20 protein-coding genes are annotated in these 24,486 nt (G+C 63.4%); 9 read left to right on the plus strand and 11 right to left on the minus strand.

The features are described 5' to 3' along the window. The first annotated feature begins 8 nt into the window (after positions 1-8). The 6 genes from QX034_RS09045 (at position 9) to QX034_RS09070 (ending at position 7,456) form a co-directional block, all read left to right on the plus strand. Positions 9-887 carry a branched-chain amino acid ABC transporter permease gene (locus tag QX034_RS09045; protein WP_315702898.1) on the plus strand — a complete coding sequence of 293 codons (879 nt, stop codon included), beginning with the start codon at positions 9-11 and terminating at the stop codon, positions 885-887. 3 nt (positions 888-890) lie between these two features. Beyond that, on the plus strand, positions 891-1,907 hold the full coding sequence (locus QX034_RS09050; RefSeq protein ID WP_315702897.1) for a branched-chain amino acid ABC transporter permease: 1,017 nt from the start codon (positions 891-893) through the stop codon (positions 1,905-1,907). A gap of 42 nt (positions 1,908-1,949) precedes the next feature. Next, on the plus strand, positions 1,950-3,176 hold the full coding sequence (locus QX034_RS09055; RefSeq protein WP_315702896.1) for an ABC transporter substrate-binding protein: 1,227 nt from the start codon (positions 1,950-1,952) through the stop codon (positions 3,174-3,176). Between the two features lie 291 nt (positions 3,177-3,467). Beyond that, on the plus strand, positions 3,468-4,691 hold the full coding sequence (locus QX034_RS09060; protein WP_315763594.1) for an ABC transporter substrate-binding protein: 1,224 nt from the start codon (positions 3,468-3,470) through the stop codon (positions 4,689-4,691). 229 nt (positions 4,692-4,920) lie between these two features. Beyond that, positions 4,921-6,147, plus strand: a complete 1,227-nt coding sequence (locus tag QX034_RS09065; protein WP_316195329.1) for an ABC transporter substrate-binding protein — start codon at positions 4,921-4,923, stop codon at positions 6,145-6,147. Positions 6,148-6,175: 28 nt separating this feature from the next. After that, positions 6,176-7,456, plus strand: a complete 1,281-nt coding sequence (locus QX034_RS09070) for a glycerate kinase (protein ID WP_316195332.1) — start codon at positions 6,176-6,178, stop codon at positions 7,454-7,456. A 75-nt stretch (positions 7,457-7,531) separates the two neighbouring features. On the opposite strand, the gene QX034_RS09075 is transcribed toward QX034_RS09070, so the two are convergent. Next, entirely contained in the window at positions 7,532-8,086 is a 555-nt protein-coding gene (locus QX034_RS09075) for a MarR family winged helix-turn-helix transcriptional regulator (protein ID WP_315763588.1), read from the minus strand. A gap of 186 nt (positions 8,087-8,272) precedes the next feature. On the opposite strand from QX034_RS09075, the gene QX034_RS09080 reads away from it, so the two are divergent. From QX034_RS09080 to QX034_RS09090, 3 genes are read left to right on the plus strand one after another with little or no spacing between them, the layout of a single operon-like run. Next, entirely contained in the window at positions 8,273-9,313 is a 1,041-nt protein-coding gene (locus QX034_RS09080) for a branched-chain amino acid ABC transporter permease (protein ID WP_315702891.1), read from the plus strand. A gap of 4 nt (positions 9,314-9,317) precedes the next feature. Further along, positions 9,318-11,087, plus strand: a complete 1,770-nt coding sequence (locus QX034_RS09085; RefSeq protein WP_315702890.1) for a branched-chain amino acid ABC transporter ATP-binding protein/permease — start codon at positions 9,318-9,320, stop codon at positions 11,085-11,087. After that, on the plus strand, positions 11,084-11,809 hold the full coding sequence (locus QX034_RS09090; protein ID WP_315768776.1) for an ABC transporter ATP-binding protein: 726 nt from the start codon (positions 11,084-11,086) through the stop codon (positions 11,807-11,809). Before QX034_RS09085 ends, QX034_RS09090 begins: the two co-directional genes overlap by 4 nt. Before the next feature lie 84 nt (positions 11,810-11,893). Here QX034_RS09090 and QX034_RS09095 read toward each other — a convergent pair whose 3' ends face one another. The 10 genes from QX034_RS09095 to QX034_RS09140 form a co-directional block, all read right to left on the minus strand. Continuing rightward, positions 11,894-13,039, minus strand: a complete 1,146-nt coding sequence (locus QX034_RS09095) for an ABC transporter substrate-binding protein (RefSeq protein WP_316184422.1) — start codon at positions 13,037-13,039, stop codon at positions 11,894-11,896. Between the two features lie 86 nt (positions 13,040-13,125). Further along, on the minus strand, positions 13,126-13,545 hold the full coding sequence (locus QX034_RS09100; RefSeq protein WP_315702887.1) for a thioesterase family protein: 420 nt from the start codon (positions 13,543-13,545) through the stop codon (positions 13,126-13,128). A gap of 156 nt (positions 13,546-13,701) precedes the next feature. Beyond that, complete coding sequence (locus tag QX034_RS09105) at positions 13,702-14,463, minus strand: SDR family NAD(P)-dependent oxidoreductase (protein WP_316184423.1); 762 nt, start codon at positions 14,461-14,463, stop codon at positions 13,702-13,704. 25 nt (positions 14,464-14,488) lie between these two features. Next, positions 14,489-16,357: a feruloyl-CoA synthase gene (locus QX034_RS09110; RefSeq protein WP_315702885.1), complete on the minus strand. Its 1,869-nt coding sequence runs from the start codon at positions 16,355-16,357 to the stop codon at positions 14,489-14,491. 37 nt (positions 16,358-16,394) lie between these two features. Beyond that, positions 16,395-17,195: a crotonase/enoyl-CoA hydratase family protein gene (locus QX034_RS09115; RefSeq protein WP_315702884.1), complete on the minus strand. Its 801-nt coding sequence runs from the start codon at positions 17,193-17,195 to the stop codon at positions 16,395-16,397. Between the two features lie 893 nt (positions 17,196-18,088). After that, positions 18,089-19,846 (minus strand): arsenical pump-driving ATPase, encoded by a 1,758-nt coding sequence (gene arsA, locus QX034_RS09120; RefSeq protein ID WP_316195333.1) that lies wholly within the window; start codon positions 19,844-19,846, stop codon positions 18,089-18,091. 1,108 nt (positions 19,847-20,954) lie between these two features. Next, positions 20,955-21,707 carry a hypothetical protein gene (locus QX034_RS09125; protein ID WP_315745296.1) on the minus strand — a complete coding sequence of 251 codons (753 nt, stop codon included), beginning with the start codon at positions 21,705-21,707 and terminating at the stop codon, positions 20,955-20,957. 185 nt (positions 21,708-21,892) lie between these two features. Next, positions 21,893-22,369: a DUF3237 domain-containing protein gene (locus QX034_RS09130; RefSeq protein WP_315745298.1), complete on the minus strand. Its 477-nt coding sequence runs from the start codon at positions 22,367-22,369 to the stop codon at positions 21,893-21,895. Then, positions 22,369-23,688: a TRAP transporter permease gene (locus QX034_RS09135; RefSeq protein WP_315768774.1), complete on the minus strand. Its 1,320-nt coding sequence runs from the start codon at positions 23,686-23,688 to the stop codon at positions 22,369-22,371. The genes QX034_RS09130 and QX034_RS09135 overlap by 1 nt, the downstream gene beginning before the upstream one ends. 6 nt (positions 23,689-23,694) lie before the next feature. Then, on the minus strand, positions 23,695-24,204 hold the full coding sequence (locus QX034_RS09140) for a TRAP transporter small permease (RefSeq protein WP_315702879.1): 510 nt from the start codon (positions 24,202-24,204) through the stop codon (positions 23,695-23,697). Between the last annotated feature and the right edge of the window lie 282 nt (positions 24,205-24,486).

Here is a 24,486-nt window from a genome sequence, read left to right on the forward strand (position 1 = left end):
GAGCGGCCATGGAGCTTTTCACCAACCAGGTGCTGGCCGGCATCGCGACCGGGGCGATCTACGCCTGCATGGCGCTCGCCGTCGTGATGATCTACCAGGCGATCGACCATCTCAACTTCGCGCAGGGCGAGATGGCGATGTTCTCGACCTTCGTGTCCTGGCAGCTGATGCAATGGGGCCTGCCTTATTGGGCAGCCTTCCTGCTCACGCTGATCTTCTCCTTCATCGGAGGCATTGCGATCGAGCGCATTCTGTTCAAGCCGCTGGCCAAGGCGCCGATCCTGACCCAGGTCGCCGGCTTCATCGCGCTGTTCTCGATCATCAACTCCAGCGCAGGCCTGATCTGGGACTTCACCATCAAGCAGTATCCGACGCCGTTCGGCTCCTCGCCCTTCCTCGGCAGCCAGCTGATCTCGACCCACCAGGCCGGCATGATCGGCATCACCGTGCTGCTCCTGATCGGGCTCTATGTCTTCTTCCAATATACGCGCGTCGGCCTTGCGATGCGGGCGGCCGCTTCGGTGCCCGAATCGGCGCGGCTGGTCGGCATCAACACCTCCTGGATGATCGCGCTCGGCTGGGGCATGGCCGCGGCGATCGGCTCGATCGCCGGCATGCTGATTGCCCCGGTCGTGTTCCTGGAGCCCAACATGATGGGCGGCGTCCTGATTTATGGCTTCGCTGCCGCGGTGCTCGGAGGCCTCACGAGCCCGTTCGGCGCCGTCGTCGGCGGCTTCCTGGTCGGCATCTTCGAGAACCTGGCAGGCACCTATATCCCGGGCGTCGGCAACGAATTGAAGCTGCCGATCGCACTGGCGCTGATCATCACCGTCCTGGTCATCAAACCCGCAGGCCTGTTCGGCCGGCATATCGTCAAGCGAGTCTGATCCATGAGCGCAGTCGAGGAACTCGCAAGCCACGCACCCGCAGTCGAGGCCGTGCCGAAGCGGGCCATGACCTTGAGCTCCGGTACCGCCTTCGTGGTGGTGCTGCTGCTCCTGATTGTCCCGCTGTTCACCAAGAACTTCGTCATCTTCCAGATGACCATGCTCCTGATCTACGGACTGGCCGTGCTGGCGCTCAATATCCTGACCGGCGGCAGCGGCCAGTTCTCGCTCGGCCAGAGCGCGTTCTACGCCATCGGCGCCTACACCTCGGCGATCCTGATGGAGCAGTATGGCGTCAATTACGCGCTGACCTTGCCCGTGGCAGGCGTGGTCTGCTTCGGCGCGGGATTCTTGTTCGGCCAGCCGGCGCTACGGCTGTCCGGCGTCTACCTGGCGCTCGCGACCTTCGCGCTGGCGACCGCGATGCCGCAGCTGCTGAAGCTCGGATTCTTCGAGCCATGGACCGGCGGCGTGCAGGGGCTGGTGGTGACCAAGCCGGACGCGCCGTTCGGCCTGCCGATGTCGCAGGACATGTGGCTGTACTACTTCACGCTCGCGGTCACGATCGCGATCTATATCTTCTCGGTGAACCTGTTACGCTCTCGTTCCGGCCGCGCCTTCATGGCGATCCGCGACAACGAGATCGCAGCCTCCGCGATGGGGATCGACGTCGCCACCTACAAGACGCTGGCTTTCGGCGTCAGCGCCGGCATTACCGGCGTGGCCGGCGGTCTCGGCGCCATCGCCGTGCAATTCGTGGCACCTGACAGCTACACGATCACGCTGGCGATCTCGCTGTTCCTCGGCATGGTGGTCGGCGGCGTCGGCTGGCTGCCGGGCTCGTTCGTCGGCGCTGCCTTCATCATCTTCGTGCCGAACATGGCCGAGGGAATCTCCAAGGGCCTCTCCGGAGCGGTCTTCGGCGTGCTCTTGTTCCTGGTCATCTTCCTGGTGCCACACGGCGCTAGGCAGGTCGCCATGGTCGCCCAGCAGCTCATCGAGAAAGCGCGCAACCGCTGAGACCGTCTTCAAAGCAGTGCGATGCCGACCAGGAAGATAAATTTGCACGTCAGCCGAACGATCCGGATCGCGGCGCTCGCGACGGCAGTGGTCGCGCTCACCTCGGGCGCAGCACTTGCCCGGAAGAAATATGACCCCGGCGCGTCCGACAACGAGATCAAGATCGGCAACATCATGCCCTATAGCGGTCCGGCCTCCGCCTACGGGGTGATCGGCAAGACCGAACAGGCCTACTTCAACCAGATCAATGCAGAAGGCGGCATCAATGGCCGCAAGATCACGTTCGTCAGCTATGACGACGCCTATTCGCCACCGAAAGCAATCGAACAGATCCGCAAGCTGGTGGAGAGCGACGAAGTGCTCGCGGTTTTCAATCCGCTGGGCACGCCGTCGAACTCGGCAATTCAGACATATCTCAACTCAAAAAAAGTGCCGCAGCTCTTCGTCGCGAGCGGCGCCACAAAATGGAACGATCCAAAGAACTTTCCGTGGACCATGGGCTGGCAGCCGAGCTATCAGAACGAGGCGCACATCTATGCCAAGTACCTGTTGAAGGAAAAGCCCGGCGCCAAGATCGGCGTTCTGTTTCAGAACGACGATTTCGGCAAGGACTACTTGAAAGGCCTGCGAGACGGGCTCGGCGAGAAGGCCGGCTCGATGATCGTCGCGGAGGAGAGCTACGAGACCTCAGAACCCTCGATCGACGGCCACATCGTCAAGCTGAAGGCCTCCGGCGCCAACGTCTTCTTCAGCGTGGCCACGCCGAAATTCGCCGCCCAAGCGATCAAGAAACTCGCCGAGATCGACTGGCATCCGACGCACCTCCTGGTTAGCATCTCGGCCTCGGTGGGCAGCGTCATCCAGCCGGCGGGCTATGAGAACGCGCAAGACATCCTGTCGGCTGCCTATGCGAAGGACGCCGCCGATCCGCAGTGGGACAATGATCCCGGAATGAAGAAGTTTGCCGAATTTCTCCAACGGTACTATCCGGAGGGCAACAAGCTCGACAGCGCGACCGTCTATGGTTATGGCGCGGCGCAGACGCTGGTAAAGGTACTGCAGATGTGCGGCGACGATCTCACCCGCGCCAACGTCATGGAGCAGGCAGCGAGCCTGAAAGACTTTCAGCCGGACACGCTGCTGCCGGGAATCAAGATCAACACCGCGCCCGACGATTTTGCCCCGATCAAACAGCTCAAGATGATGCGCTTCAAGGGCCAGCAATGGGAATTGTTCGGTGATATCATGAGCGGTGAATTGGAGAAGTAAGCCGCGCCGCGGCAAGCCGATCCCGCAACGAATACCATCTCCAACGAGCCCCGGCGATGCGGGGCTTTTCTTTGCAATCGCGCCACTGGCCCGGATTCGTCTCTTCCCCTTGAAGAGGGCGCGCGCCGCGCACGACGTCTGCCGCACTGCACCGTGACGCGTGCAGCGTGTCGGCGTGGGCATTCGCCATCGATCTCTGCTATGATCCCGCATTCAAGAAGAGCCTTCAAAAAAAGGGCCGACGACACGTCATCTAAAATCGTGCGTAAGAAAAATCAGAGGGAGAAACACATGACCATCATCTGCAGGGCAGCCGCTGTGACGGCGGCCTTTCTCGTCGTTGCCGCGAGCGGCGCATCGGCCGCCGAAAAGAAATACGATCCCGGCGCCAGCGATACCGAGATCAAGATCGGCAACATCATGCCCTATAGCGGTCCGGCCTCCGCCTACGGCATCATCGGCAAGACCGAAGCCGCCTATTTCAAGAAGATCAACGACGAAGGCGGCATCAACGGCCGTAAGATCAACTTCGTCTCCTATGACGACGCCTATTCGCCGCCAAAAGCGGTCGAGCAGGCGCGCAAGCTGGTCGAGAGCGATGAGGTCCTGCTGATCTTCAACTCGCTCGGAACGCCGTCGAACTCGGCGATCCAGAAATACATGAACGCGAAGAAAGTCCCGCAGTTGTTCGTCGCGACCGGCGCCACCAAGTGGAACGACCCGAAAGACTTCCCTTGGACCATGGGCTGGCAACCGAGCTACCAGGCCGAGTCGCGGATCTATGCCAAATATCTCCTCAAGGAAAAGCCCGACGCCAAGATCGCCGTGCTCTATCAGAACGACGATTACGGCAAGGACTATCTGAAGGGCTTGAAGGACGGACTCGGCGCCAAGGCCGCGACCATGATCATCGCCGAAGAGAGCTACGAGACCACCGAGCCGACCATCGACAGTCACATCGTCAAGCTCAAATCATCGGGCGCCGATGTCTTCGTTGACATCGCGACGCCGAAGTTCGCCGCGCAAGCGATCAAGAAGGTCGGTGAAGTCGAGTGGAAGGTGCTGCACATCCTCAACAATGTCTCGGCCTCGGTCGGCAGCGTGATCAAGCCCGCCGGCTTTGCCAATGCCCAAGGCATCGTCTCGGCGCAGTACGTGAAAGACACGACCGATTCGCAATGGGTCAATGATCCCGGCATGAAGGCCTATCTGGAGTTCATGACCAAGGATTTTCCGGAGGGCGACAAATTGGACAATGGCACAGTGGTCGGTTACGGCGTGGCGCAGACCTTGGTGCAGGTCCTGAAACAGTGCGGCGACAATCTGACCCGAGAGAATGTGATGAAGCAGGCCGCCAGCTTGCGCGACTTCCGAACCGAGGTGCTGCTGCCTGGCATTACGATCAATACCTCAGCAACCGACTTTGCTCCGATCAGCCAGCTGCAGCTCATGCGTTTCACCGGCGAACGATGGCAGCTGTTCGGCGACGTCATCTCAGCTGACGTCGGCGGCTAGACGCAACACATCCGATCCAGGCCTCAGCCTCCTGCGACGTCACGTCGCGGGAGGCTTTTCTTTGCAAGGATTTCGTTAAACCACTCATCAGCCAATCGGTGCGTCCACCGCTTTCGCATTTACGCCAGTCACGTTCATGAGCTAGGTAGAACTCTGTTGAGGAACGCAAACGAGCTGCCGGACCTTCCGAGAAGGCAGCTCCAAGAACAAATCTAAAAAGGAGTTGGAGATGTTTATCCCCGCGACCCGTCGCGCCGTATCGGCGCTGCTCGGCTTGGCCCTGGTCGGCGCCGCCGGCGGCCCCGCATTCGCCGAGTCGAAATACGACAACGGCGCCAGCGACACCGAGATCAAGATCGGCAACATCGTCCCGTATAGCGGCCCGGCCTCGGCCTACGGCTCCGTCGGGAAGGCGATGGCCGCGGTGTTCAAGAAGGTCAACGACGACGGCGGCATCAACGGCCGCAAGATCACCTTCATCTCCTATGACGACGCTTATTCGCCGCCGAAGACGGTTGAACAGGCGCGCAAGCTGGTCGAGAGCGACGAGGTGCTGTTCCTGGGCGGCGTGCTCGGCACCGCGCCCAACACCGCGATCCAGAAATATCTCAACTCCAAGAAGATCCCGCAGCTGTTCGTGGCCACCGGCGCCACCAAGTGGAACGAGCCGAAAACCTTTCCGTGGACCATGGGCTGGCTGCCAAGCTACCAGTCGGAGGCCCGGATCTACGCGAAATATCTTCTGAAGGAGAAGCCCGGTGCCAAGATCGCCGTGCTCTACCAGAACGATGACATGGGCAAGGATTACCTGAAGGGTTTGAAGGATGGCCTTGGCGATCCCAGCCGGCTCGTACTGGAGGAGAGCTATGAAGTCTCCGAACCGACCGTCGAGTCCCACATCGTCAAGATCAAGGCCGCCAATCCCGACGTGATCGTGCTGTTCACGACGCCGAAATCGGGCGCCCAGGCGATCAAGAAGCTCGGCGAAATGAATTGGAGGCCGTTGACCATCATCGCCAATGTGAGCGCCTCGACGGCGGCGGTGATGCGCCCTGCCGGCGTCGAGAACTCGCAAGGGGTGATCTCGGCAGCCTATGCCAAGGACGCCTCAGATCCGCAATGGGCCAACGATCCCGGCCTGGGCGCCTTCAAGGAACTGCTCGCCAAATACCTGCCGGAGACCAATCCCATAGATTCGTCGGCGCTGACCGGCTACAACATCGCGACCACCATGGTCGAGGTGCTGAAACGATGCGGCGACGATCTGACCCGCGCCAATGTGATGAAGCAGGCGGCAAGCTTGAAGCAATTTCCGCAAGGCGGCCTGCTGCCCGGCGTCACCGTGACCACAGCGGCCGACGACTTTCAGCCGATCGAGCAGTTGCAGCTGATGCAGTTCAAGGGCGAACGCTGGCAGCTGTTCGGCGAGGTCATGAGCGGAGAGCTGGGCAAATAATCGCTCTTCCCACCAAGGACGGCGTCGCGTGAGCAGTCGCCGTCCACTGCTCCGCACGATCTTCGACGCCGCAGTCGCCGCGGCACATCCGGATATCGTGCTTGCCTCCCACCTGCCGGCGGTGCCGAAGGGCCGCATCATCTGCCTCGCCGCCGGCAAGGGGGCCGCGGCGATGGCTGCGGCCGCGGAGCGGCACTATCTCGATGTGCTCGCGCTCGATCCCGCACGGCTGACCGGCATCGCCACCACCCGCCACGGCCACGGCGTGCCGACGCGGCGGATCAAGGTGATCGAAGCCGGCCATCCGATGCCCGACGAAGCCGGACTGAAAGCGGCGGATGAGACCCTGCAACTGGCGGCAACGGCCGGCGCCGACGACCTCATGCTGGTGCTGCTCTCCGGCGGCGGCTCGGCGAACTGGATTGCGCCCGCGGACGGAGTGACGTTCGCGCAGAAACAGCAACTGACGCGAGCGCTGCTGCGCTCCGGCGCGCCGATCGGCGAGATCAACACGGTGCGCAAACATCTGTCGCGGATCAAGGGCGGCCGGCTGGCGCGCGCCGGGCAGAAGGCCGCGATCGTAACGCTTGCGATCTCGGACGTACCGCATGACGATCCGTCCGCGATCGCATCGGGGCCGACGGTCCCCGATCCCACGACGCTTGCTGACGCATGTGCGATCATCGCGAAGTACAATCTCGCGATCGAGCCGGCGATTGCGCGCGCGCTCGAGAACCCCGACAACGAAAGCTGCAAGCCGGACGATCCCGCGTTTGCACGTGCCAGATTCGAACTGATCGCGCGCCCGCGGGCCTCGCTGGACGCGGCGATCGTGAAGACCAGAGAGGCCGGTTACGAGGTGATCGATCTCGGCGCCGATCTCGAAGGCGAGGCGCGCGAGGTCGCTGCCGAGCATGTGAGGCTGGCGCTTGATGCCCGCGCGCAAGGACGGCGCGTCGCGATCCTCTCCGGCGGCGAGCTCACCGTCACCGTCACCGGGAATGGCCGCGGCGGCCCGAACCAGGAATACGCGTTGGCGCTCGCCGACCTGCTCAAGGACACGCCGGACATCGCCGCGCTCGCTGGCGACACCGACGGCGCCGATGGCGGCGCCGGCAGCGCCTCCGATCCTGCCGGGGCGATCGTCGACGGCACGACCTTCGCGGCGATGCGCGAAAGGGCCCTCGATCCGAAGGCCTATCTCGCCAACAATGACGCGACCGCGTTCTTTGCTGCGACCGGCGATCTGCTGCTGACCGGGCCGACGCTGACCAACGTGAACGACGTCAGGGTGATCTTGGTGGATTGAGGCGTCACTCTCTCCACGTCACTGTGGTTATAGGACCTGCGCCCGGAAGGACGGCTCGGGGAGGACGGCTCGGCGTCAAAACTCCCGCGCGATCTTGGTCAGCATTGCGAGCAGCGTGTCGCGCCCGTCCGGGCCCAGCAGCTCGTTCAGCCTTGCCTCGTGTTTGGAGACGACCAGCTTTTTCGCCCGCGCCAGCACGCCGCGCCCCTTCTCGGTGAGCACCAGGATGTGCGAGCGGCGGTCATGGGGCGAGCGGACCCGGGTGCAGAAGCCGCGACTTTCCAGGCTGTCGAGCAGCGACACGAAGTTCGGACGGAGGATGCCGAGGGTGTTGGCGATCTCGGTCTGGTTGCGACCGGGATTATTGTCAAGCAACAGCAGCACCGAGAACTGCGCCGGGGTCAGCTGCAGCGGCGCGACGCAATGCAGAAAGTCCTCGAACACCTTGAGCTGGGCGCGTTTGAGCACGTAGCCGAGCAGGTCGGACAGCTCGCCAAGCCGCACAGCTTGCGTCTCGTCAGCCGGTCCGGCAGGCTCCTTCGAGCCCTGGCTGGTCTTGACTTGGCCAGTCTTGACTTGGCTGCTCTTGGCTTGGCTGCTTGCGGCTTGATTTTTGACGCTATCTGCCATTGCAGTCCATGAAAGTCATGGCGTCGGCTTCCCCCTCCCAAAAGACCGCAGCGAAACAGCGGCCTTGAGATTATACTTGATAATTGTTATCCCTCATACCAAACACCGGCAGCCGATTTCAACTGCTGCGACACAACGGCGACGAATGCCGGCCGCGATCGGTCATCAAAGGGGGAGCGTCCAGCCTTGAACACAACGATCATGCTGTTCCTGCTGCAGGACGGCATTACCAACGGCGCGATCTATGCGCTGCTCGGGCTGGCGCTCGTGCTGGTGTTCGCGGTGACGCGCGTGATCCTGATCCCCCAGGGCGAATTCGTCACCTATGGCGCGCTGACCTACGCCTCGCTGGCAGCCGGCCAGATGCCTGGTACCGCCAAGCTGGCGCTGGCCATGGGCGTCGTCGCCTTCGCCTTCGATCTTTACGCAGCGCGCAAATCGCTGCATTTGCCGCGCATTGCGCGCGCTTTCGCCGTCAACGTCGTCTTCCCAGGCCTGGTGCTGGCCGCGACGATCTGGGCCGCCGGCCAACGGCCGCCTGTCGGTATCAACCTCGTCCTCTCGCTGTTGATCGTAGCGGCGATCGGGGTCTCGCTCTATCGCATCGTGTTCCAGCCTTTGGCGCACACGTCGGTGCTGGTGCTCCTGATCGCCTCGGTCGGCTGCCATCTGGCGCTGCAGGGCCTCGGACTGCTGTTCTTCGGCGCCGAGGGCCAGCGCGGCCCTGCCCTGCTCACCGCCTCAGCCGTGCTGGGTCCCTTGCGCTTCACCGGCCAAGGCATGGCGGTGTACGGCCTTACCGTCTCCTTCATTGTCGCGCTCTGGCTGTTCTTCGGGCTGACGCTTTACGGCAAGGCGCTGCGCGCAACCGCCGTGAATCGGCTGGGCGCGCGGCTGGTCGGCATCCGCACCACGCTGTCGGGCCAGATCGCATTCCTGCTGGCGTCCACGATCGGTGCACTCTCCGGCATCCTGATCGTGCCGATCACGACGCTCTATTACGACACCGGATTTCTGATCGGCTTGAAAGGCTTCATCGCGGCGATCATCGGCGGGCTCGTCAGCTATCCGCTCACTGCAGTCGCGGCGATTGTCGTCGGCATCGTGGAGGCATTCTCCTCCTTCTATGCCTCGAACTTCAAGGAAGTGATCGTCTTCACGCTGCTGATCCCCGTGCTGGTGCTGCGGTCGCTGGCCGCGCCCGCCGTGGAAGAAGAAAAGGACTAGCGCGATGCGCGAGCGTTGGCCCCTCCTCATCTTTACCGCCATCATGGCGGCGATCCCGTTCATCCCGGGCGTACCGCCGTTCTGGATCGTGCTGCTCGACAATATCGGCCTGTCCGCGCTGGTCGCTATGGGGCTCGTGCTGCTCACCGGCGTGGGTGGGCTCACTTCGTTCGGCCAGGCCGCCTTTGTCGGCTTCGGCGCCTACACCACGGCCGTGCTGTCCGCGAATTATGGCGTATCGCCCTGGCTGACCCTGCCATTGTCGCTCCTGGTCTCCGGCGCAGCGGCGGTGCTGCTCGGACTCGTCACCGTGCGCCTGTCAGGCCACTATCTGCCGCTCGGCACCCTCGCCTGGGGGCTTGGGCTGTTCTACCTCTTCAGCAAGCTCGCATTTCTCGGCCGTAATGACGGCGTTTCCGGCATTCCGCCGCTTGCGATCGGCTCGCTGAAGATGCTCGATGCCGGCACGATCTATTACGCCATCTGGATCGGGGTGCTGCTCGCGGCGCTGCTGACGATGAACCTGTTGGATTCTCGCACCGGCCGCGCGATCCGCGCACTGCGGAGGGGCCACATCGCGGCCGAGGCCTTCGGCGTCTATGCGCCCAGCGCCAAGCTCCTGGTCTTCATCTACGCCGCCGTGCTGGCCGGCCTCTCCGGCTGGCTTTATGCCCATTTCACCCGCGCGGTGAACCCGACTCCTTTCGGCGCCCAGGCCGGCATCGAATATCTGTTCGTCGCGGTGGTCGGCGGCGCCGGCTATGTATGGGGCGGCGTGCTGGGCGCCGCGATCGTCGTGATCCTGAAGGAAGTGCTGCAGAGCTATCTGCCGCTGCTGCTGCATGGCGAAGGCCAACTCGAGACGATCGTGTTCGGCATTCTGCTGGTGGGGCTGTTGCAGCTGGCACCGACCGGCCTGTGGCCGTGGCTGACGGCATGGCTGCCGCTCAAACCGCTCGGGAAAAAGCCCGCGACCTCGCTCACGCTGCCCGCGCGCGAGCGCCAAGCCGCCCCGCACGAGGTGCTGCTCCAGGTCGACAACGCCAGGAAGCAGTTCGGCGGCGTGGTCGCAGTCAACAACGTCTCCTTCGAGGTGCAGGCGCGCGAGATCGTGGCGCTGATCGGCCCGAACGGCGCCGGCAAGAGCACCACCTTCAACCTGATCACCGGCGTGCTGCCGGCGACCTCCGGGAATGTCTCGATGCTGGGCAAACCGATCGGCAAGGCGCCACCGCAGGAGGTGGTCAAGCTCGGCATCGCCAGAACCTTCCAGCACGTCAAGCTGGTGCCCGACATGACCGTGCTGGAGAATGTCGCGATCGGCGCGCATCTGCGCGGGCACGCCGGGCCACTGTCCAGCATGCTGCGGCTCGACCGCGGGGACGAGGCGAAGCTGCTCGCGGAAGCCGCGCGGCAGATCGCACGCGTCGGTCTCGCCGACCAGATGGATCAGCTCGCGGGCTCGCTGTCGCTCGGGCAACAGCGCATCGTCGAGATCGCGCGAGCCCTCTGTGTCGATCCGATGCTGCTCCTGCTCGACGAGCCTGCCGCGGGCCTGCGCCACATGGAGAAGCAGCGGCTCGCCGCGCTATTACGTGAACTGCGCGCCGGCGGCATGTCGGTGCTCCTGGTCGAGCACGACATGGGATTTGTGATGGACCTCGCCGATCGCATCGTGGTGCTCGATTTCGGCACCAAGATCGCGGAAGGAACGCCAGCCGCGATCAAGACCAATCCAGAGGTGATCAAGGCCTATCTCGGAGCCACCGCATGAGCGTGCTGCTGTCGGTTACGGACGCTCATGTGTCCTATGGCAAGGTCGAAGCGGTGCGCTCGGTCTCGCTCGAGGTCGGTGACAACGAAATCGTCACCATCATCGGCGCCAACGGGGCCGGCAAGACCACCCTGCTCAGCGCCGTCATGGGCGTGCTGCCGCTGAAGGGACGCGTCACGTTTGCCGGCGAGAACCTGGCCCGGCTCGAGATCGAGGACCGCGTTGCGCTGGGTCTTTGTCTCGTGCCCGAACATCGCGAGCTGTTCGCCAGCATGAACGTCGAGGACAATCTGCAGCTCGGCGCGTTCCGCATGAACAAGGCGCGCACCGCTGCCGGGTTCGAGCACGTCTACACGCTGTTTCCGCGGCTGAAGGAGCGGCGCAAGCAGCTTGCCGGCACCCTGTCCGGCGGCGAGCAGCAGATGCTGGCGATGGGCCGCGCACTGATGGGCGCACCCAAGCTGCTGATGCTGGACGAGCCGAGCCTCGGCCTTGCCCCGATCATCGTCGCCGGCATCTTCGAGATCATCGCCAAGCTGCGGCAGGATGGCGTCTCGGTGCTGCTGGTCGAGCAGAACGCCAAGGCCGCGTTGCAGGTAGCGGACCGCGCCTATGTGATGGAGCTCGGCGAGTTCGTGCTGAACGGCAAGGCGGACGAGATCGCGACCGACCAGCGCGTGGCCGCCAGCTATCTCGGCTTTGCCGAGACGGCAGCGGGCTAGACGACAGAGAGCAGACCGAGACGCTGAAGGCCGGCTCGACGAGCCGGCCTTTCGTTTGCGTGGATCGAATGAAGCGATCTTCGCCTATTCCGCCGGGACGTACTTCCCGTCCTTCACGGTCAGGATGATGCGGGCGCGGTCGTCGAGGCCGGAGCGATCCGTTTCGGTGAAGTTGTAGACACCCTGGCTGGCGGCCAGGTCCTTCTCGGTCAACAGCGCCTGACGGATCGCCTCGCGGAACTCCGGCGTGCCGGGCTTGGCAGTCTTCAGTGCCACCGGAATGACGCGCTTCAGGATCTCGAAGGCGTCATAGGAATGGCCGGCGAACTGGCTGCGGCTGTTCGGGCCATACTTGGCCTCATAGTCCTTGTTGAGCTCCAGACCGGGCTTCTTGGTCAGCGCGCTATCGGCTTGGGTTTCCGGCGACATCACCGGGCCGGAGGCCATGATCACGCCCTCGGCTGCCTTGCCCGCGATGCGGATGAAGTCCATGCTGGCAGCGCCGTGGGTCTGATAGATGAGACCCGTATAGCCGCGCTCGCGCAGCTCGGTCTGCGGCAGCGCCGCGGCGGTGCCGGAGGCGCCGACCAGGATCGCATCCGGATTGGCGGCGACCAGCTTGAGCACCTGGCCGGTGACCGACGTGTCGGGACGCGCGAAACGCTCCTCATCGGCGATGGCGATGCCCATCGGCACGGCCTGGTTCTTCAGGTCGTTGAACCAAAGATCGCCGTAGGAATCGGAGTAGCCGATATAGCCGACGGTCTTGATGTTGTGCGCCTTCATGTGCTCGTACAGCACCTTGCCCATGATCGGCACCGGCTGCGGCATCACCACCGACCATTTGGCGCGCTCGGGCGTCACCGGAAACGGCGCCAGCGCGAAATGCGGAACGCCAGCCTCATTGGCGACATTCGATACCGCGATGGTGGGCGGCGTCACCGCCGACCCCATGATGATGTCGGCTTTGGACTCCGTGACAAAGCGCCGCGCGTTGGTGGTCGCGGTGGTCGGATCGCCGCCGTCGTCGAGCACGATCACCTTCAGCGGCACGCCGCCGATCTCCTTCGGCACGAATTCCAGCGCGTTACGTTCGGGGATGCCGAGCGCCGCTCCAGGGCCGGTGGTCGTGGTGGTGATGCCGATCACGATCTCGTTCGTCTCGGCCGACGCTGACGCGATACCGAGCACGGTCGCGACTGCAGCCGCCGCCCAATAGGCCTTCTTCATCGATTGTCCTCCCTAATTGTTTTGCAGTTCAGAGCGCAATATTCCGCTGAAGTCGAGCCCCTCTTTAGGCGACAATGCCGCAGGAGTCAGCCCTGCATGAATTTAACCTTTATTTCCTCAGGGATCGGCGCCGATTTCAGCTTGTCGGGGTTGTCGGGATCGCGCCCGACCAGGACGCGGGTCTCGAAGCCTTCGATCGCCAAAGCCTCGCCCTTGTAGACCTTGTGAATGACCTCGAATGACGACCGCTTGAAACTCTCGATCCGGCTCTCGATCGTGATCCAGTCGCCATAGGTTGAGGGGATGTAGAACTTCGCGCGGGTGTCGACCATGGGAATGCCGACCAGGCCGTAGCGGCGGACGATGTCCTGCTTGGAGAAGCCGGCCGCCTCGAACATGACCGAGGTGGAATCGTCGAACATCGCAAAATAGCGCGGGTAGTAGACGATGTTGGCAGGGTCGCAATCACCCCACTGGATCTGCACGTCGCGGCGGTGGATGAACATTTCAGCTGCCGATCTCTTTCCGCTGTCATTCCGGGGTGGCTCGAAGAGCCGAGCCCGGAATCCATTTCACCACCGGCGCCGACGCCAAATGGATTCCGGGCCCGACGCTGCGCGTCGTCCCGGAATGACGGTCCATTGTCAGTTGGTGCCGCGACTTCACCGCGGGGCCATGCGCAGCGCGGCATCGAGCCGCACCACCTCGCCGTTGAGATAGGGGTTCTCGACCATGTGCAGCGCGAGGGCGGCGAACTCGTCGGCGTTGCCGAGCCGGCGCGGGAACGGGATCGCGGCGGCGAGCGAGTCCTGTGCCTCCTGCGGCAGGTTGGCGAGCAGCGGCGTGAGGAACAGGCCGGGCGCGATGGTCATCACGCGGATGCCGAACTGCGCGAGCTCGCGTGCGATCGGCAGGGTCATCGCGACGATGCCGCCCTTCGACGCCGAATACGCCGCTTGGCCGATCTGGCCGTCATAGGCCGCAACCGAGGCCGTATTGACGACGACGCCGCGTTCGCCGGTGGCCTGCGGCTCGAGCTTCGACATCTCAGCGGTTGCAAGCCGCAGCATGTTGAACGAGCCGATCAAATTGACCTTGATCACCTTGTCGAAATCGGAAAGCGGCATCGGGCCGTCGCGGCCGATCACGCGCTTGGCAACGCCGATACCGGCGCAGTTCACCAGCACCCGCGCCGGGCCGTGCACCTTGGCCGCCTGCGCGATGCCGGCTTCCGCCGCTGCGGCATCGGAGACGTCGCAAACGACGGCCGTGCCCTTGATTTCCGCGGCGACCTCTTCGGCCAGCTTGGCGTTGAGGTCGAACACGGCGACCTTGGCGCCCTGTGCGGCAAGCTTGCGGGCGGTCGCAGCGCCAAGTCCGGAGGCGCCCCCCGTGACGATCGCAGCCTGATCCTTCAACAACATGATTGGTCTCCCTTTGATGCGCTGCTCAGCCGGCGACGATGATGTCGTCGGACGGCGTGGCCGCGTAGATATGCTCGATCAGCTCTTTCCGATTCTCCAGCACGGCGCGCTGGTTGATCGAGCCCTTGTCGGTGACTTCGCCCTTGTCGATCAGGAGCGGCGTTCCAAGCAGCACCGCGCGGGTGATCCGGTTGGACGAGCCGGTCGCCGTCGCCAGGAATTTCGTGAAGCGCTCGCGGAACGCCGCGCGGATCAGCGGATCGGCGGCCGTTGCGGCGAGATCGTCGAGCGGCAAGGTCGCGTTGATCAGCCGGCAGCCGTCGAGATCGAGCACGACGATGGCTGCGATCTCATCGCGGTTGATGCCGGCGATGATGACGTCGCGCGCCAGCGGCGCACAGGCCGCGATGAAGCGGGCGCGCAGCGGACCGACCGAGACCCAGGTGCCGCTGGCGAGCTTGAAATCTTCGGCGATGCGGCCGTCGAAATCGAAGCCGGCGTCGAGATCTTCCGGGTTGGCGGGCTTGAGCGCATCGCCCATCTTGTAGAAGCCTTCCTCGTCGAAGGCTGCCGCTGAGACGTCCGGCTGGCGCCAGTAACCCGGCGTCACATTCGGCCCCTTGGCGCGCACCTCGAGCTTGCCGTTGTTGGGCACGAGCTTGGCCTCGTTGCCCGACACCGGCAGGCCGACATGGCCGGAGCGGCTGGTGCGCGGATTGACCGACATGAAGAACGGCGCGGTCTCGGTCGAGCCGAGGCCGGTCAGCATCGGCACCCGCGTGCCGGTCTCGGCGACCGAGAGTTCGTCGAGCTCGTTCCAGACATGCGGCGCCATCGCCGCACCCGAGAAGAACATCGCGTGCAAGCGGCCGAAGAATTTCTTCCGCAAAGCTGCGTCGTCGCGCAGATAGGGCAGCAGCGACTCATAGCCCTTGGGGACGTTGAAATAGACCGTCGGGGAGATCTCGCGCAGATTCCGCACCGTCTCCTCGATGCCTCCAGGCACGGGCTTGCCCTGGTCGAGATACATCGAGCCCCCGTTGTACAGCGTCAGCCCGATATTGTGATTGCCACCGAAGGTGTGATTCCAGGGCAGCCAGTCGACGATGACCGGCGGCTCGTCCTTCAGGAACGCCAGGGTCTCGCGGATCATCACCTGGTTGGCGCAGATCATCCGCTGCGTATTGATGACCGCCTTGGGATTGCCGGTCGAGCCGGAGGTCAGCAGGAATTTTGCGATCGTGTCCGGGCCGATGCTGTCGTGGGCGGCAGCGAGCCCCGAATGAAGCGGCGTCGCGATCAGATCCGCCAGCATCGTCACCGCGCGGCCCGGGACCGCGCCGAACGAGGCCGCGATCTCGGTGCCGTCAGGCACGTTGGCGATGAGCGCATCGGCGAATTTGCCGGCGTCATCGGCGAAGACGAGACCGGGCGTCAGCAGCTTCATCAGGTAGGCAAGCTTGCCGTAGTCACGCGATACCAGTGAATAGGCCGGCGACACCGGGCAGAATGGAACGCCGGCATAAAGCGCCCCGAACGCGACCAGCACATGGTCGATCGAGTTGCCGGACAGGATCATGACGGGACGATCCGGCGACAGACCGCGTGCCAGCAGTGCCGAGGCAATGTGCCGGCTCGCGGTCAGCAGCGTGGCGTAGGTCAGCTCGCGCCAGCCCGTAGGCCCAACGCGCTCGGCCATGAACACGCGGTCCGGCGCGGTCTCGGCGAAATGATGCAGCCGATCGGTGATGCGCCGCGGATAGTCCGCAAGCGCCCGCTTGGGCCGGAGATAGAGGGTGCCGTCGGCGCGGCGCTCGATATTCACCGCGGGGTCGTTGAACGAGATCGCGCGCAAGGGATGGGCATCCGGCTTATGCGCCGGCGTCTCGTTCATTCCTCCCTGTGTGCTTGTTATGATTGGCGCGTTCATGTCACGTCGGTTTCACCTTTGCGGTCTTGTGATCGAGAAAGGCGCGGATGCGGCGCTTGGCCTCCTTGTCGCTTTGCGCGACGGTGGCCATCAGCGACTCCATCAACAGGCCGGTCTGCGGATTTGTTTCCGCGATCAGGGGCAAGGCCTGCAGCACGGCGAAATTGGTCAGCGGCGCGTTGCTCGCGATCTTCTCGGCGAGCTCCATCGCCTTGGCAAGGCCGGTGCCGGCGTCGACCAGATATTGCGCGAAACCATAGGCCGAGCCTTCGGTCGCGGAATAGACCCGGCCGGTCAGCATCATGTCCATCATGCGCGCGACCCCGATCAGCCGCGGCAATCGCACCGAGCCGCCGCCGCCGACGAAGATGCCGCGCTGGCCTTCCGGCAGCGCGAAATAGGCCGACGGCTCCGCGACGCGGATATGCGCGGCACAGGCGAGCTCGAGGCCGCCGCCGATGACAGCGCCCTTCAGCGCCGCGATGACCGGCACGCGGCAATACTGGATGCGGTCGAAGACGCGGTGCCAGGTCTGCGAATGCACGAGGCCTTCGGTGGCGTCGCGCTCGCGCAGCTCGGAGAGATCGAGGCCGGAGGAGAAGTTGTCGCCGATGCCATGGATGACGACGGCTCTGACATCATCCGGCAGGCCGGCAAAGCAGTCGCCGATGTCCTGGATGATGGCGTCGTTGAGCGCGTTGCGCTTGGACGGCCGGTTGAGGCCGACGGTGAGGACGGCGCCCCGCTGTTCGATCTGGAGCAGCGCGGAGTCCTGCGCTGATGCGGTGTCGGCGTTTCCCATCGGCTCTATTGTGTCCTATTCAGAATAGTTATGTTTTATAACGATTTTGCCGGGAGTCAACACGCGCATCGCGCCATGATGTTGTGCGCTGCGGCAAAGATATGACGCCGCGTTCCCGCGGCGGATCGCGCCCGGGTCTTGCGAAACGACATGCCCCTTCGAGAATCGAGAGGGCGCAGGGAAGGCCGGGCGCCGGCTGGCGCCCGCGGCCCGCCTGCAGAAAAAAATGCAGGCGGCAGGTACCACAGGCTCAGCCGAGACAACCCGGCCTTCCCTGCGCGATGGTCTTCACGCTTATACGTAGTCTCCCTGGTGCGCCGGGCTTTCTGGCCACCATTCGCGACAACGCGCTGACGCGCGTTGCGCGGGACACCAGCGTCGGGGTGTCAGGACGCTACGACTTCACGTCCGCAAGCTGCCGTTCGTCGGCGCGCCAAACACGCGCTGCGGCATCATCGCGGCCATCGCTCCCCGCCCCGCGTGTCGTGACGATCGCGCGCAACGCCCCTCTCGTCGAGGCGGGATGAAAGGCATGATGCACGATTTCTGGAAAAACGAAAGTTGAAAATTACGTCGATTGGACGGCGCGCATCGCCATGCGTTGAGAGCGCTTACAAAATGAGCTTTTCCGCGCAGGCAATTTCTCGCTTCTCAACGGCGTCGCCGGCAATGACTTCCCACAAAATTGGCGAGGTGATTCGCCCGACAGGCGGGAGCCAGGTCCCGTCATTGCGAGCGAAGCGAAGCAATCCAGGCCACGGTACGGGCCCATTGGCGCGCAGCCTCGCCCCTTCAGTCGCAGGGCAACCGCATATGGCGCCTTGCCCATTCGCGCCGGAGCTTCCTCATCGCCATCGCGAGCTTGTGCCGGCCATTGAGGGAATCGGAGTCGATCATGACAACGCCTCAAGCTCCTTCACACCGATAGGAGGCTTGCTTCGCCAGCCGATCATGAATGCTCGTTTTGCCAGTCCATTCTGAACACGAGCAATCTGTATCCTCTCTCTCGCGAGCCGCATCCGCAGCAAGGGATCGTGAGTTCCCGAACCTACGAGGCATTTGTTGATGACCCAACCGAACGGCTCGACGCCGGCGCGCCGCAAGTCCTCCTGAAGAGCAGCGGCCTCTGAAACTGGAGTTGTCTCGGGCAAGGTCACCAGGACCACCCGGGTGAGGGCAGGATCTTGCAGCCTCATCAGCGGCGTAACGATACGCCCCGGTCCGCTTGGGTCCAGTTGGCTTGTCATCTGGCGATGATAAGCACCGGTCGCATCGAGCAAGAGCAGGGTGTGGCCTGTCGGAGCCGTATCGAGCACCACAAACGCGCTTCGTGCCTCCGCGACAATGTGGGAGAAGGCATGGAACACTGCGACTTCCTCAGTGCATGGCGAAGCCAGGTCCTCAAGAAGCAGCGCCCTGCCCTGTTCGTCTAGGCCGCGGCCACGGCTCGCCAATATTTTCGCGACATAGCGTTCCGTCTCAACGCGAGGATCAATCCGATCCACGGTGAGGCCCGGCATCACTCCCTCGACGACGAAAGTGACGTGGGCTGCAGGATCGGTCGTGCTGAGGTGGACGGCATGCCCGCGCTTGGCGAGCCCCACGGCGATGGCAGCGGCAATCGTCGTCTTTCCGACGCCTCCCTTGCCCATGACCATGATGAGGCCATGCTTGCCCCGGGAGATCTCATCGACCAACCGGTCGAGACCTGGCAGGTCAACCGGCTCGGCATCCGGCGCGCTGGCCGTCATCGGAGGCAATGCACTGGATGCCGACAACACCGCCCTAAGGGCCGTCAGACCCACGATATCAAAGCCAAACAATGGGATTTCGTCGCGCGGTAGTTTCGTCAGCGACGCTGGCATCGCGGCGAGAGCCTCGTCCTGATCCCGCTCAAGGGCAACTGCCACGGCATCGGTTCGGTCCGTGGCACGAAAGCGCCCGTTGACGGCGAGTGTCTGGTTCGAGAGATTGAGCGCATCGAGCTCGCCCGAAGTTCTGGCCGCCTCGCGTATCGCCCCGCGATCGGCCCGGGTGACGAGGACGATGGTCGTCCGCTTGGGATCGCCCAGTGCCTGAAGTGCCTGGCGAAAGCGATCCTCCTGCATCTTCAACCCTGAATGTGGGCCGAGGCAGGATGCCCCTCGATCATTGTCTTTCAGAAAGCCGGTCCATGCCTTTGGCAGGCTAAGAAGCCGCAACGTGTGTCCGGTCGGGGCCGTATCGAAAACGATATGGTCGAAGCCCGTCATATCGCCATCCAGCAGTCCTACGAACTCATCGAAGGCGGCGATCTCAGTGGTGCAAGCGCCGGAAAGTTGCTCGCGAACAGTCGATTTCTCCTCAAGAGTAGCCGCTGGCCCGAGTTGCTCGAGCACGCGGGTTCGATAGCTCTCGGCTGCTGCCTCCGGGTCAATGTTCATCGCGAAGAGCCCAGCCACGTGCGGCACCGACAGCGGGCTATCGGTTAGGCTGATCTCCAGCATCTCGTCCAGGTTCGATGCAGGATCGGTGCTGACCAGGAGGATACGCAAACCACGATCGGCGAGACCGATGGCAGTAGCACACGCCAGCGAGGTCTTGCCGACACCGCCCTTGCCGGTGAAAAAGAGAAACGGTGTCGGAGCGTCGAGCGTGCGCAAGCGGAGCATCAAAATCCATCCTAAGGCTGGCGCGCTGATGTGAGGGGGGCGTGCATCGCCTCGCGATGGAGATTAGTTAGTAAGCCTCTGACCAACCCCTGTTGCGATGGATCAATAACCAGACGGCCCCCAAGCGCAATGAGACACAGGGCGGTCATGGTCCGCTCATGGCTCAATAGCGAATGAGCGACAACCCTCGTGAGATCTGCTGAGTCGGGCATTGCGGACGAAGTTTCCGCCGCGTGAGGGCGTCCCGGGGTGACGGGAGCGTGCCTGCGCCCTTGCGTCTACAACACCACATGCACATCGACCACCACGCAGTTGGCGACTGCAATTTCGTCTTCTCCTGCGGAGGCCAAAGAGCATATCTTCGGGAACGGCTCGACCCTTCCCGCGATCACGGTTAGCTCCCCTCCCCGTTGTGGGCAGGGCTATCGCATATGGCTGGAAATAGTCCGTAGGGTGGGCAAAGGCGCGAACGCGCCGTGCCCACCACCGATCGAGCGCGCTGCGTGGCGGTGGGCACGCTTCGCTTTGCCCACCCTACGGACTACATCTACCAAAGCTCAATTTGTCTTCCCGATAGGTTGATCCCGAACGCCGATCAGGAGCACCGCCGTCTTTACTTCTTCGTTTGGCTGGAACCGGTCGGGGCCGTTGTGCCGGCGTTGGAGCTCTTCTTTCCGCTTTTCGTGTCCGTCTTAGTGGCCGGGGCCGCCTGACTGAACGCAGATGATACATTCGCGGCCATGAACGCGATTGCAGCCAATATCGCTAGGGCTTGTTTCACGTCGTATCTCCTTCCCATGGTGCTCCCAGTGGATTGCAAATATCGTGATATTTGGCGGCCAGAACGTTGATGGAGATCAATCGACGTTCTAGCGGCCAAGAGAATTGAGTCGATTACTTCCGGCTATGGCACCTGGCTGACCTCTAGGCACGGCTCTGCCGACGTTCGTTTGTGGCCTTTAGCGAAGTAGCGACAGCTCTCATGAGGTAAGCTTGGTCGGACGCAGCGGAGAGATTCAGCGCGTGAGCGCGTCCCGCGATGACGGCGGCGTAGCCGCGGCCTTGCGCCTACAGCACCACATGCATCCCGGATTGCCTCGTGCCGCGGCTAGTTCGCCTTGACGATTTGCGCGATGGCTAGAAGATTATGAGGACGCACGCGAATGACGCCGCCGCTTGGGCTGTCGATATCTGCGATGAGGAACAGCGAAACGGAGACCACGACCGGCAAGACAAACAGGAGGAGCTCCCCTTGTCGGCGTTCGCCGTAGCCCACCAGCAAGTTGCAGCAGATTGCCATGAGCGCCATCATTGCCCATGCCCCGACGGGTATTCGATTCCACCAGGCCGCCTGCGTATATCCCTGCGCGTTGAGGACGTCGTTCATGCCGGAAATCGCCAGCGCCGTCGTCGGTGTCGGCTGGCTCGCTGCTGCCAGCGCGACCAGAGCCCAAAGTTGGTCCTGCACCTGCACGGTCTGCTGGTCGATGCCGGCTTCATCGCTCTGCTCGTAGAAGGCAATGCGCAGCTCGAGATATCTTCTCAACATGGTGCGCGCGCGCACACGGCCGTCCGGGGGCAACAGATCGGCGCGCAGATATTCGGTGCCGATGGCATTTGCTTCCGCCTCCTCCAACGCCTTGCGCTGATCGTACCTGTTGACCGCCATCGAGAACGTAAATCCAATGATGAGAGCCAGCAGCGTCAGCGTAGCAGCCTGCACGGTGTTGAAATCGTGACGCTCGCCTTGCTTGAAGGAAACGGCGCGCTTGCGAAGGAAGTCGCCGGCGTAGGCGGCGACGGCTTGTGCAATCAGCGCAATCGCGAAGACGACGAAGGGGCTATCGAAATGAGCGGACATTGATGGCCATGAGGAGGCATGGCGCTATTGTGGGCACCGTCCGCGATGGACCGTTGATTTAGGTCAAGGTTCGGTTGTTCACTACGAGCGAATTGGCGACAGCTCTCCTGGGTCCGCTTGGTCGGGCCTAGCGGATGAGATTTCGGCGCGTGACCGCGTCGCAATGACGGAGGCAGGCTTCGCCTTCATAACACCACGTGCACATCGACCACCACGCGGTCGGCGTGGCGGGCGGCCGAGGCGACGAAGAGGTGCTGCATCAGCCAGCGATATTTCTCGTGGCCGGTCTCGAAGCGTGGCGTGGTGCGGAAATAGATCAGCGCGGGATCGACCGGCTCGCCGCGCTTGAGCTTCTGCAGCAGCTCGACCGACCCGAAGCGGATGCCGCGGTTCTCGACGTAGACGATCGCACCCTCCTCGGTCTCGAAGGCGTATTTCGCCTCGAGCTCGATCAGCTCGTTGGGGCGGATGATCTGGAAGTCGGCGCCGAAGGCGCAGACGTTGCCCCAAATGCCTGCGCCATCCAGACCCGGGCCCTTCACCTCGCCGCCCGTGATCGGGATGATCCGCCTGACGCCAGTGCCGATCTCGCCGGCGGAGGTGACTTGGCCGATCCGCGCGGTGATGGTGAAGACGTATTTCGTCTGCAGCACGGGAGTCATCAGCGGGCCATCATCTGTTGCGGCAACCAGGTGGCGAGCAGCGGAAAGGCGATCAGGATCACCAGCCGGATCAGGTCGGTGACGACGAAAGGCAGCACACCCTTGAAGATCGTGGAGAACGACACGTCCTTCACCACGCTCTTGATCACGAACACGTTCATGCCGACCGGCGGATGGATCAGGCCGAGCTCGACCGTCATCACGATGATGACGCCGAACCAGATCGGATCGAAGCCGAGATGCTGGATCACCGGGAAGATGATCGGTACGGTCAGGATGATCATCGCCATCGCATCCATCAGGCAGCCGAGGACGAGATACATCACCATGATCAGTGCCAGCACGCCGTAAGGACCCAGGCCCAGACCGGTGAGGAACTCCGTCACCTTCTGCGGCGTCTGCGTCACCGTGAGGAAATAGCCGAAGATCAACGCGCCGATCAGCACCGTGAACACGGCGGCCGCGGTGCGGGTCGCCTGCAGCAGCGAGGCCAGGATCTTGTCCTTGTCGAGCCTCCCGGTGACGACGCCGATGATGAACGCGCCGGTGGCGCCGACGCCGCCGGCTTCGGTCGGCGTGAAGCGCGGCAGGAACGGCAGGCCATAGAGGCCGCCGATGACGAACAGGAACAACAGCACCGGCGCCCAGATGTCGCGCAAACCCTGGAAGCGCTTGCGCCAGGGCAGCGACTCGCCCTTGGGCAGAAAGTCGGGCATGACGCGACCGATCACCGCGATCGTGATCATATACATGCTCATCGCGAGCAGGCCCGGAATGATGCCGGCGATGAACAGCTTGCCGATGTCCTGCTCGGTAATGATGCCGTAGACCGCCAGCACCGTCGACGGCGGCAGCATCGCGCCCAAGGTGCCGCCGGCCGCGATCACGCCGGTGGCGAAGGATTGCGGATAGCCGAAGCGGCGCATTTCCGGATAGGCGACCGCGGAGAAGGTGGCGGCGGTCGCGACCGACGAGCCGCAGATCGCGGCAAAGCCGCCGCAGGCGGCCACGGTGGCGATGCCGAGCCCGCCGCGCATGTGCCCGACGAAGCCGTTGGCGGCACGGAACAGCTCGCGGCTCATGCCGGAATTGGAGACGAAGGTCCCCATCAGCAGGAACATCGGGATCACACCGAAGGTGTAATCCGTCACCGTGCGCATCGAGGTCTGGCCGACCAGCTTGAGCGCGGCGGGACCTGAAACGAGATAACCGAAGCCGGAGACGCCGACGAGCCCCATCGCCATGCCCACCGGCACGCGCAACAGCATCAGCGCAAACAGCGATACGAAGCCGATGAGGGCGACCGCATCCGTGCTCATCAAGACTTACTCCGTCACCTTGACCTTGGGGTCATGGATGTCCTCGGGATGGAAGATCAGCCGATAGGTCCTGATCGCGATCAGCAGCACCGCCGAGACGTCGCCGATCCAGGCGATCGCGAAGAACGGCCAGGTCGGCATGTGCAGGTCGAAGGTCAGCACGTTGTCCTGATAGGTGCCGCGCACCTTGTCGAACAGCGTATAGGTCTGCACCGTCACCACGAACAGCAGCACGAGGGTCGCAAAGATGTCGATCCAGCGCTGATAGCGCGGCCCGACATTGCCCCAGACCAGATCCACCGTGATGTGCGTGCCGCGATACGAGGTCGCAGCAATGCCCCAGAAGATCAGGATGCCGAGCAGCATGCGCCCGATATCGAACGAGTCCGGGATCGAGTAGTTCAAGGTGTTGCGCAGCAGCACCGACAGGAAGATGTCGAGCGCGACGATGCCGACGAAGAACGCGGCGATCCACTCGATCCCGTCGATGATCCGGTCCATCACAGCGCGATTCATGACATCTCTATCCGTGCGTCAGGCATGCACCGTCCTTAGAAGTTCGTTCGCGAGCTGTTGCGTAGCAAGCGGATGGCCCCTGTCTTTCCGCTCCCGTCCGCCGCAGCTCGAAAGAGGAAAGGCGGATGCGGGAGGTTCGATCGTCTCGGGCCTCATGGTTCGAGACGCGCCGCGAGCGGCGTTCCTCACCATGAGGATCTTAGATTCGCCCGGAACTCGGCCCTCGTCCTGAGGAGCCCGCCGGAGGCGGGCGTCTCGAAGGACGGATGATCTGGGACCTGC

It is taken from the genome of Bradyrhizobium sp. SZCCHNR3119, from assembly GCF_032487775.1.
Taxonomy (GTDB): domain Bacteria; phylum Pseudomonadota; class Alphaproteobacteria; order Rhizobiales; family Xanthobacteraceae; genus Bradyrhizobium.

What these genes read in the sequence shown, in the direction of transcription:
- QX034_RS09090 (WP_315768776.1), top strand. Translation starts at nt 11,084, where the DNA reads ATGAGCGTGCTGCTGTCGGTTACGGACGCTCATGTGTCCTATGGCAAG.
- QX034_RS09060 (WP_315763594.1), top strand. Translation starts at nt 3,468, where the DNA reads ATGACCATCATCTGCAGGGCAGCCGCTGTGACGGCGGCCTTTCTCGTC.
- QX034_RS09050 (WP_315702897.1), top strand. Translation starts at nt 891, where the DNA reads ATGAGCGCAGTCGAGGAACTCGCAAGCCACGCACCCGCAGTCGAGGCC.
- QX034_RS09110 (WP_315702885.1), bottom strand. Translation starts at nt 16,357, where the DNA reads ATGAACGAGACGCCGGCGCATAAGCCGGATGCCCATCCCTTGCGCGCG.
- QX034_RS09100 (WP_315702887.1), bottom strand. Translation starts at nt 13,545, where the DNA reads ATGTTCATCCACCGCCGCGACGTGCAGATCCAGTGGGGTGATTGCGAC.
- QX034_RS09065 (WP_316195329.1), top strand. Translation starts at nt 4,921, where the DNA reads ATGTTTATCCCCGCGACCCGTCGCGCCGTATCGGCGCTGCTCGGCTTG.
- QX034_RS09125 (WP_315745296.1), bottom strand. Translation starts at nt 21,707, where the DNA reads ATGTCCGCTCATTTCGATAGCCCCTTCGTCGTCTTCGCGATTGCGCTG.
- arsA (WP_316195333.1), bottom strand. Translation starts at nt 19,846, where the DNA reads ATGCTCCGCTTGCGCACGCTCGACGCTCCGACACCGTTTCTCTTTTTC.
- QX034_RS09045 (WP_315702898.1), top strand. Translation starts at nt 9, where the DNA reads ATGGAGCTTTTCACCAACCAGGTGCTGGCCGGCATCGCGACCGGGGCG.
- QX034_RS09130 (WP_315745298.1), bottom strand. Translation starts at nt 22,369, where the DNA reads ATGACTCCCGTGCTGCAGACGAAATACGTCTTCACCATCACCGCGCGG.
- QX034_RS09085 (WP_315702890.1), top strand. Translation starts at nt 9,318, where the DNA reads ATGCGCGAGCGTTGGCCCCTCCTCATCTTTACCGCCATCATGGCGGCG.
- QX034_RS09140 (WP_315702879.1), bottom strand. Translation starts at nt 24,204, where the DNA reads ATGAATCGCGCTGTGATGGACCGGATCATCGACGGGATCGAGTGGATC.
- QX034_RS09095 (WP_316184422.1), bottom strand. Translation starts at nt 13,039, where the DNA reads ATGAAGAAGGCCTATTGGGCGGCGGCTGCAGTCGCGACCGTGCTCGGT.
- QX034_RS09135 (WP_315768774.1), bottom strand. Translation starts at nt 23,688, where the DNA reads ATGAGCACGGATGCGGTCGCCCTCATCGGCTTCGTATCGCTGTTTGCG.
- QX034_RS09105 (WP_316184423.1), bottom strand. Translation starts at nt 14,463, where the DNA reads ATGTTGTTGAAGGATCAGGCTGCGATCGTCACGGGGGGCGCCTCCGGA.
- QX034_RS09115 (WP_315702884.1), bottom strand. Translation starts at nt 17,195, where the DNA reads ATGGGAAACGCCGACACCGCATCAGCGCAGGACTCCGCGCTGCTCCAG.
- QX034_RS09075 (WP_315763588.1), bottom strand. Translation starts at nt 8,086, where the DNA reads ATGGCAGATAGCGTCAAAAATCAAGCCGCAAGCAGCCAAGCCAAGAGC.